Annotated in this window: 10 protein-coding genes; 8 read left to right on the forward strand and 2 right to left on the reverse strand. The window is 72.1% G+C overall.

Translation table 11 applies throughout. The annotated features are described in order from the left end of the window. Positions 1 to 10: 10 nt before the first annotated feature. The 3 genes from K5S26_RS05045 to K5S26_RS05055 are packed head-to-tail and all read left to right on the forward strand — an operon-like array spanning position 11 to position 2875. Entirely contained in the window at positions 11 to 754 is a 744-nt protein-coding gene (locus K5S26_RS05045) for a lysophospholipid acyltransferase family protein (RefSeq protein ID WP_221856564.1), read from the forward strand. After that, positions 751 to 1881 carry an NAD(P)H-dependent glycerol-3-phosphate dehydrogenase gene (locus K5S26_RS05050; RefSeq protein ID WP_308122767.1) on the forward strand — a complete coding sequence of 377 codons (1131 nt, stop codon included), beginning with the start codon at positions 751 to 753 and terminating at the stop codon, positions 1879 to 1881. The genes K5S26_RS05045 and K5S26_RS05050 overlap by 4 nt, the downstream gene beginning before the upstream one ends. Continuing rightward, complete coding sequence (locus tag K5S26_RS05055; RefSeq protein WP_221856568.1) at positions 1781 to 2875, forward strand: D-alanine--D-alanine ligase family protein; 1095 nt, start codon at positions 1781 to 1783, stop codon at positions 2873 to 2875. Before K5S26_RS05050 ends, K5S26_RS05055 begins: the two co-directional genes overlap by 101 nt. Positions 2876 to 2890: 15 nt before the next feature. Here the strand turns inward: K5S26_RS05055 and K5S26_RS05060 are convergent, their stop codons facing one another. Continuing rightward, on the reverse strand, positions 2891 to 3370 hold the full coding sequence (locus K5S26_RS05060) for a DUF3515 family protein (protein WP_308122768.1): 480 nt from the start codon (positions 3368 to 3370) through the stop codon (positions 2891 to 2893). 95 nt (positions 3371 to 3465) lie between these two features. Here K5S26_RS05060 and thiL point away from each other — a divergent pair, with 95 nt between their 5' ends. Next, positions 3466 to 4461, forward strand: a complete 996-nt coding sequence (gene thiL / locus K5S26_RS05065; RefSeq protein ID WP_221856570.1) for a thiamine-phosphate kinase — start codon at positions 3466 to 3468, stop codon at positions 4459 to 4461. Positions 4462 to 4472: 11 nt separating this feature from the next. Here the strand turns inward: thiL and K5S26_RS05070 are convergent, their stop codons facing one another. Continuing rightward, a complete protein-coding gene (locus tag K5S26_RS05070) occupies positions 4473 to 5045 on the reverse strand; it encodes an RsmD family RNA methyltransferase (RefSeq protein WP_221856572.1) in 573 nt (190 codons plus the stop codon). Between the two features lie 52 nt (positions 5046 to 5097). Here K5S26_RS05070 and K5S26_RS05075 point away from each other — a divergent pair, with 52 nt between their 5' ends. The 4 genes from K5S26_RS05075 to rpmF all read left to right on the forward strand — a co-directional run bounded on the left by K5S26_RS05075 (position 5098) and on the right by rpmF (position 8736). After that, positions 5098 to 7278 (forward strand): ATP-dependent DNA helicase RecG, encoded by a 2181-nt coding sequence (locus K5S26_RS05075; protein WP_221856574.1) that lies wholly within the window; start codon positions 5098 to 5100, stop codon positions 7276 to 7278. Between the two features lie 111 nt (positions 7279 to 7389). After that, entirely contained in the window at positions 7390 to 7902 is a 513-nt protein-coding gene (coaD, locus tag K5S26_RS05080; RefSeq protein ID WP_308122769.1) for a pantetheine-phosphate adenylyltransferase, read from the forward strand. Between the two features lie 131 nt (positions 7903 to 8033). Next, a complete protein-coding gene (locus tag K5S26_RS05085) occupies positions 8034 to 8522 on the forward strand; it encodes a YceD family protein (RefSeq protein WP_221856816.1) in 489 nt (162 codons plus the stop codon). Between the two features lie 4 nt (positions 8523 to 8526). Continuing rightward, the gene (gene rpmF, locus K5S26_RS05090) at positions 8527 to 8736 is read left to right on the forward strand and encodes a 50S ribosomal protein L32 (RefSeq protein ID WP_050721097.1); all 210 of its coding nucleotides are present in this window, start codon (positions 8527 to 8529) and stop codon (positions 8734 to 8736) included. Positions 8737 to 8824: the final 88 nt, after the last annotated feature.

The raw sequence follows: 8824 nt of genomic DNA on the forward strand, positions 1-8824 counted from the left end.
CGAGGCGGGGATGAGCTCACCCGAAAAGAATCGGCCCAGCTGGTTCTGGCCGCTGGCCGTCGCCGTCGTCCCGTTCGTCGGGCTGCTGGCGAAGATCGAGATCGTCGGTCGCGAGAAGCTGCCGCGCACGGGCGCCTACGTCCTCTCGCCCAACCACGTCAGCGAGCTCGACCCCCTGATCGTCGCCGTCGCGGTGTGGCGGCTGGGCCGCGCGCCGAGGTTCATGGCGAAGGACAGCCTGTTCCGGGTGCCCGTCCTGGGCGCCGCGCTCCGCGCCACCGGCATGATCCCCGTCGCGCGGACGTCATCGCGCGACTCCGCCGCGCAGACGATGTCGCAGGCCAAGGCCCTCGTTGAGGACGGGCGCGGCGTGATCGTCTACCCCGAGGGCACGCTCACGCGCGACCCGGATCTCTGGCCCATGCGCGGCAAGTCGGGTGCCGTGCGGCTCGCCCTCGCGGGCGACCTGCCTCTCATCCCGGTGGCGCACTGGGGCGTGCAGGACATCATGGGGCGCTACGCCCGCGGCATCAGCTTCTGGCCGCCGCGCAAGCGCGTGCGCATCTCCGTCGGCGACCCCGTGGACATCTCTGACCTGCGCGGTCGCGCCCACGATCAGGCGACCGTGACGGAGGCCACCGACCGCCTCATGGCCGCCATCGCGACGCTGCTGGCGGACATCCGCGGCGAGCAGGCGCCGGCGAAGCGATGGGACCCCTCGTCGCACGGGCAGTCCGAGACGGGTCGTCTGTGAGCCGCCGCCCGGAGCAGCCGAAGGTCGTCGTCATCGGAGCGGGCAGCTGGGGGACGACGTTCGGCAAGATCCTCGCCGACGGCGGCGCGCAGGTCACGATGTGGGCGCGCCGAGCCGAGCTGGCTCACGAGATCGACGAGGCCAAGCGCAACTCCAAGTACCTGCCGGGGATCAACCTGCCGCGCTCGATGCGCGCCACGCACGACCTGGAGCGCGCGATCGACGGCGCGACGCAGATCTACCTGTCCGTCCCCAGCCAGTCGGCGCGCGACACGCTGCGCGACATGCGACCGTACGTCGGCGATCCGTCCGTGCCGCTCGTCAGCCTGATGAAGGGTGTCGAGAAGAAGACCAACCTGCGCATGAGCCAGGTGATCGAGCAGGAGCTGGCGTGCGATCCGGCGCGCATCGCCGTCGCGAGCGGCCCCAACCTCGCCCTCGAGATCGCGCAGCAACAGCCCACGGCTGCCGTGATCGCGTCGAGCAGCCAGGAGACCGCCGACGCCGTCGCACGGCGCGCCCGCAACGCGTACTTCCGCAGCTTCGTGAACACGGACGTCATCGGCACGGAGTTCGGCGGCGTGCTGAAGAACCTGATCGCGGTCGCGATCGGCATCGTCGACGGCGTGGGCTACGGCGAGAACACGAAGGCGTCGATCATCACGCGCGGGCTCGTCGAGATGACCGACTTCGCGGTCGCGTACGGCGCGCAGCCGGGAACGCTGCAGGGGCTCGCGGGGCTCGGCGACCTGATCGCCACGTGCCAGTCGCCGCTGAGCCGCAACAACACCGCGGGCAGGCTCCTGGGGCAGGGATACAAGTTCCAAGAGGTCATCGCGCAGATGAACCAGACCGCCGAGGGGTTGGCCTCGGTCGGCCCCGTCCTGAAGCTCGCCAAGGACGCCGGCGTCGAGATGCCGATCGTGCAGCAGGTCAAGATGGTGCTGGACGGGCGGATGAACCCGCGCGAGATCGCGCCTCATCTCACCACAGACGACGACACGCCGCAGGGCGAAGGGACGCAGAATGGCCAGGACGACCGTGGCGGTGCTCTTCGGAGGGCGATCGAGCGAGCACTCGATCTCCTCCGCGACGGCGGGCGGGGTGCTCGGAGCGATCGACCGTGACCGTTTCCGGGTGATCCCCATCGGCATCACCCGCGACGGCGTGTTCGTGCTCGAGCAGGACGACCCCGAGAGGTTCGCCCTCGACGCCGAGCGGCTGCCGGAGGTCGGCGACAACGGCACGCGCATCCTGTGGCCCGTCGCCGGTGGCGAGCGCCGACTGCGGGTGCAGCGCGATGACGGCTCCGTCGAGGACCTCGGCGTCGCCGATGTCGTGCTGCCGATCCTGCACGGCCTGCACGGCGAGGACGGCACGATCCAGGGCTTCCTCGACATCCTCGAGCTGCCGTACGCCGGCGGCGGGGTGCTCGACTCGGCCGTGTGCATGGACAAGCACTTCATGAAGATCGCCCTGCAGGCCGAGGGGCTCCCGGTGGCCCCCTGGTCGACCGTGCGGGCGGCGCGGTGGGCGGACGACCCGGAGTCCGTCCGCGCCGAGGCGGCTGCGCTCGGCTACCCCGTCTTCGTGAAGCCCGCGAGGGCCGGATCGAGCGTCGGCGTCTCGAAGGCGCACGACGCGTCCGAGCTCGACGAGGCGATGCGCATCGCCCTGGCCGAGGACGACAAGGTGCTGGTCGAGAGCGGCATCGCCGGCCGCGAGATCGAGGTCGCGATCCTCGAGGGTCGCGACGGCGGGCGCCCCCGGGCCTCGCTGCCCGGCGAGATCGTGCTGACGACGCGCGAGTTCTACGACTTCGAGGGCAAGTACCTCGGCGGCGACGGCGCCGACGTGGTGTGTCCGGCGGCGCTCACACCGGACGAGACCGAGCGGATCCGCGAGGTCGGCCGGCGCGCATTCGAGGCGGTGGACGGTCGCGGGCTGGCCCGCGTCGACGTCTTCCTCACGTCGGACGGCGAGGTCGTGATCAACGAGCTCAACACGATGCCGGGATTCACTCCCATCTCGATGTACCCCAAGTGCTGGATCGCGTCCGGCATGACCTATGCCGAGCTCATCACGGAGCTCGTCGAGCTCGGCCTGGCCCGCGCGGCCTGATCGCCGGGGCGCGGCTCAGGGCTCGACGGGCGCCGGCGTCGCCTGGTCGGGATCGACGCACTCGGTCTCGGCCGGGATCGCCTGCACGATACGGCTGATCACCGGAAGCACGTCGGAGGGGCTCACGTCCTCGGTGTTCACGTAGACCTGCGTGGCGGGAGTGCGGCCGTACGTCGTGATGCGCTGGTACGGCAGCTCCGAGGCGTCGACGATCCAGTCGACACCCTCGAACGTCACGCACTGCAGCGTGGTCGGGCCCGGCGGGGTCACGCCACAGCTCAGGATCACCGCCGTCGGATCGCCCCAGGCCGCGGTCGCCTGCGCGTCCGTCCATCGGCGCTGCAGATCGCCGAACGCGTCGGGCAGCCGCACGCTCACGTCCGCGCAGAGCGGGTCGTTCGCATCCTCCGCAGGCTCGAGTGTCACGGTCGCCGCGCATCCGGCCAGCCCGAGGCTGAGCATCAGGGCGGACGCGGCGGCGAGACGGCGGATCACCGTCCCAGCCTACGGTCGCGTGGCTGGACGCGAGGTGGCGGTCGGCGGCGACGTGCGGCCGCGGTCCCTCACCGCGCAGCGCCTACGCTGAGGGAATGCGCGATCACGCTCCTGACCCCACGATCGGCGAGCTCAGCGAGGGCGAGATCCTGCGGCGCATCGCCGCGCGGACCGGGCGCGCCGTGGCGGCGGAGGTGGGACCGGGCGACGACGCCGCGGTGGTGGGCACGCCGTCCGGATCGGTCGTCGCGACGACCGACACGCTCGTGCACGGACCGGACTTCCGCCTCGCCTGGTCGAGCGGCTACGACCTCGGCTGGAAGGCCGCCGCGGTGAACCTCGCGGACGTCGCAGCGATGGGAGCGCGCCCGACGGCGCTGCTCGTCGCGCTCGCGATGCCGAACGACACGCGTGTCTCGTTCGTCGAGCGGCTGGCGGACGGCCTCCGCGAGGCGTGCGACGCCCTCGCGCCCGGGTGCGCCGTCGTGGGAGGCGACCTCACGGTGTCGCCGACGCTGACGCTCGCCGTCACGGCCCTCGGCGACCTCGAGGGACGGCGCGCGGTGCTGCGCTCCGGCGCACGGCCCGGCGACGTCGTCGCGATCGCCGGCGAGCTCGGCGTGGCCGCCCGGGGACTCGCCGTGCTGTTCGATCGCTTCCGCGACGGTGCCGGCGCGCCCGTGCCGCCGCAGGCCAGGCGGCTGGCTGCCGGGGAACCCGAGGCTCTCGCGGCGCAGCTGCGCCCGTCGCCGCCGATCGGGCTCGGTGCGGTCGCGGCGATCGCGGGGGCGACGGCGATGATGGACGTGTCCGACGGCCTGGGCCTCGACGCACGGCGGATGGCCGACGCCTCCGGGGTGGCGATCGACCTGGACGCCCGCGCGCTCGGCGACGATCCGACACGCGTGATCGAGGGCGGCGAGGACCACGCGCTGCTCGCGACGTTCGCCGCCGACGTGCTGCCCCCGGGGTTCCGCCCGATCGGCCTCGTGACCGAGCGCGTCGAGCACGCGCTGCTCGTGGACGGCGTCGCCTACGGCGGTGCCGGGGGATGGGACCCGTACCGCGACTGGGACGCCGTCTCGGGCTGAGGCGGGCACACTCAGCTGCGCGGCGGCTGCCCCCACCAGAGGGCGGTGTCGCCGTACGCGCGGTCGCGCAGCGGCTCCAGGCCCGCGTCCTGCCAGGCGGGCGGACCCGAACGGGACGAGCGCTCGACGACCACCAGGGCATCCGCGGACAGCGCTGGCGCGAGCGTCGCGAGGTCGTGCGTGAGCTCGTCGTCGGGCAGGTCGTACGGGGGGTCGAGGAACACCAGGTCGAACGGGCCGGCCGCTGCGCGCAGATAGGCCCCGACCGTCGTGGCGTGCACCCGCACCGGAGGTGCTGCGGCGCCGATCGAGCGGCGCACGCCGTCCGCGTTGCGCTGCGCGAGCCGGACGGCGGGGCGGGCGCGTTCGACGAGATCGACCGCGGACGCGCCGCGGCTGGCGGCCTCGAGGCCGAGGGCGCCCGAGCCCGCGTACAGGTCGAGCACGCGCGACCCGTCGATCGCATCGGCTGCCTCGAGCGACCCGAAGAGCGACTCGCGCACGCGATCGCTGGTGGGCCGGGTGCCGGTGGGAGGCACGTCGAGGCGCACGCCGCCCGCAGCCCCCGCGATGATGCGAGTCACCCGTCCACAGTACCCAGCCGGGCCTGTCGCACCCCGCGCCTAAACTCAGGTCATGCCGTTCACGCTCGACACGCCGCTTCTCGTGGCGCTGGGAGACAAGCCGGCCAAGGCCCTGTCGCGCGCGTTCGGCATGTCCGCGGCCGGCGACCTCGTCGCGCACTACCCGCGCCGCTACGCGCTGCGCGGCGAGCTGACGCCCATCCGCGGCCTTCCGGTGGGCGAGCTGGCGACCGTGATCGCCGAGGTCGTGTCCTCGTCGTCGCGACCGATGCGCAACCGGCGCGGCTCGATGCTCGAGGTGGTCATCGGCGACGGCGAGGGGCACCTGACCCTCACATTCTTCGGCCAGGGGTGGCGCGAGAAGGAGCTGCAGCCCGGTCGGCGCGGCGTGTTCTCGGGCAAGGTCAGCGCGTACCGCAGCCAGCTGCAGTTCTCCCACCCCGACTATCAGCTGTTCGAGGACGACCGCGCTCCCGGCGTCGCCGAGGCGGACGAGATCGTCCGCACGCCGATCCCGATCTACCCGGCGACCTCCGTCGTGTCGAGCTGGACCCTGCAGAAGTGGATCGGCGACGTGCTCGACCACCTGGGCGACGTGCCCGACCCGCTTCCCGAGGCGTTGCGTACGGAGGAGCGCCTGTTGACGGCCCGCGAGGCGCTCGAGTGGATCCACCGACCGCAGCAGAGGGACCAGATCGACGCGGCCCGCGCCACGCTGCGGATGCACGAGGCGCTCGTCCTGCAGACGGCGCTGGCGCAGCAGCGCCAGTCGGTGCGGATGATGTCGGCGACGACCCGTGCAGCCCGGCCGGCCGGGCTTCTCGAGCGCTTCGACGCCGCGCTGCCGTTCGAGCGCACGCCCGACCAGGTCACGGTCGGCGCGCAGATCGCGGCGGACCTCACCGCCGAGTGGCCGATGAACCGGCTCGTCCAGGGCGAGGTCGGGTCGGGCAAGACCCTCGTGGCGCTGCGCGCCATGCTGCAGGTCGCCGAGTCGGGCGGGCAGTCGGCGCTCATCGCGCCGACGGAGGTGCTCGCCGCGCAGCACCTCCGATCGATGACCCGCATGCTGGGCCCCGCGCTCGCCCCCGAGCTGATGCCCACCCTGCTGACCGGGCAGATGCCGGCCGCGCTGCGGCGGAAGGCAGCTCTGCGGGTCGCGTCGGGCCAGGCGCTCATCGTGGTCGGCACCCACGCGCTGCTCAGCCAGGGCACGACCTTCGCCGACCTGGGCCTCGTGGTGGTCGACGAGCAGCATCGCTTCGGCGTGGAGCAGCGCGAGACGCTGCGAGCCAAGGGTACGAGCCCCCACGCCCTCGTGCTGACGGCCACGCCCATCCCGCGCACCGTCGCCATGACCGTCTTCGGCGACCTCGACGTGTCGACGATCAGGACGATGCCGGCCGGTCGTGCCGGGATCGAGACGTTCGTGGCGCCGATCGCCGAGAAGCCGGCCTGGTTCGGCCGCGTCTGGGACCGGGCGGCCGAGGAGGCCGACAAGGGCCATCAGGTGTTCGTCGTGTGCTCGGCGATCGACGCCGAGAAGGCGGCGGCGGCTCCAGGGGCGGACGACGGCACGGGCGAGGCGGCGGCGCCTGTCGAGGGAGAGGCGTCACGACCGCACTGGGGCGTCGTGCAGGTCGCCGAGATGCTGGCGCGTCATCCGCGCGTCGGCAGGCTGCGTGTCGCGACGCTGCACGGCCGGCTGCCTGCCGAGGAGAAGGACCGCATCATGCAGGACTTCGCGCGCGGCGACGTCGACGTGCTCGTCGCCACCACCGTCATCGAGGTCGGAGTCGACGTGCCGAACGCCTCGACCATGGTCATCCTCGACGCCGACCGGTTCGGGGTCTCGCAGCTTCACCAGCTGCGCGGTCGTGTCGGGCGCGGGGGAGTGCCGGGGCTGTGCCTTCTCGTGACGGAGGCCGAGCAGGGCACGGTCGCGCGTGAGCGCGTCGAGGCGGTGGCCGCGACGCTCGACGGCTTTGAGCTCGCCGAAGTCGACCTGGAGCTGCGCGGAGAGGGCGACGTGCTCGGCGACGCGCAGTCCGGCGTGCGCTCGTCGCTGCGCCTGCTGCGCGTCGTGAAGGACGCGGAGCTCATCGCCCAGGCGCGCGGTCAGGCCGAGCGCATCCTCGAGGCCGATCCGACGCTCGCCGGGCACGCCGGTCTCGCGGAGGCGCTGGAACGCCGCGTCACGCAGGAGGAGCGGGCCGCCCTCGCCAAGTCGTGACGGATAGGGTGGCCTGTGATGCGTCGCCTTCGGCGACCAGGTCGAGCGATGCGTCGCTCGTCGACCACGTTGAGCGAGTCAGCAGAACGAGCGAGTCGAAATGAGAACGAAGTGACTGAGTCGAAATCCAGCCGGATCGCCGTCGTCCCCGGATCGTTCGACCCGCCGACCCTGGGGCATCTCGACGTGATCCGCCGCGCGGCCGGCCTCTACGACGAACTGCACGTGCTCGTCGTCCACAACCCCGACAAGGCGGCGATGCTGCCGATCGCGCAGCGCATGTCGCTGCTGGAGGAGTCGATCGCCGCAGAGGGCGTCGAGGGCAAGGTCGTGGTGGGGTCTTGGAGCGTGGGCCTGCTCGTCGACTACGCGCAGGAGGTCGGCGCGGGCGTGCTCGTCAAGGGCATCCGCTCCCAGGTCGACGTGGCGTACGAGACCCCGATGGCGGTCGTGAACCGGCACCTCGCCGGCATCGAGACAGTGTTCCTGCTGCCGGAGCCGTCGCACGCCCTCGTGTCCAGCTCGCTCGTGCGGCAGGTGGCGGGGCTCGGCGGCGACGTCTCCCCGTACGTCCCGGGAGCGGTCGCGCGCTTCCTCGCCAAGGCCAGCGCCAACGACTTCTGAGATCCTCGGTCGCAGCGCGGCCGGTCTGCGGTCCGGCGCCGAGGGCGCGCGGGTAGCATCGAAGGGTGAGACCTCGATTTTCCGGACCGTTCGTGCTGTCCGCGCACGACATCTCGCGCAAGCCGGGCGAGATGCGCGAGCACACGCTGACCATCCCGGCGCCGGCCCGCTGGGGCGAGGGCATCGTCTCCGTCCCGGCCGGCAAGGAGCTCAACCTGGAGGTGCGCCTCGAGTCGGTGCACGAGGGCATCCTGGTGTCGGGGACCGTCGACACCGAGTACGAGGGCGAGTGCGGGCGGTGCCTGCGGGAGATCGCCGCGCCCGTCGAAGTCGAGTTTCAGGAGCTTTTCGAGTATCCTGGGCAGGAAGCGGCTGACTTCGAGGTTCAAGACGACCACGTGGATCTTGAAACTCTTGTCAGAGACGCGACCGTTCTGGCGCTCCCGTTTCAGCCGGTCTGTCAGCCGGATTGCCCCGGCCTCGATCCGGTCACGGGTGAGCGGCGGACGGAACCGGCAAGCGAGCAGGATGCGCCCGTCGACCCTCGATGGGCAGCGCTCCAGAACCTCACCGACCACGGATCGGCGTCTGACGCCGCCCGCGATACAGAAGAGAGCTGAAATCATGGCTGGTAACCCCCCGAAGCGGAAGGTCTCCCGCTCCAACACCCGTTCGCGCCGCGCGCAGTGGAAGGCCGAGGCCCCCGCGCTCGTCAAGACGGTCGAGAACGGCAAGGTCGTCTACAGCCGTCCGCACCAGGCCAAGGTCGTCACCGACTCGCAGGGCACCGAGCTGTTCCTCGAGTACAAGGGCCGCAAGGTCGCCGACGTCTGATCGGCAGCCCGTGACGCACACCGCTCGCGGGCTCGCGCACCTGACCGAGAAGCTCGGCGTCGACATCGACGCCGAGCTTCTCGGCTTG

It is taken from the genome of Microbacterium marinilacus (assembly GCF_019753765.1).
Classification (GTDB): Bacteria; Actinomycetota; Actinomycetes; order Actinomycetales; family Microbacteriaceae; genus Microbacterium; species Microbacterium marinilacus.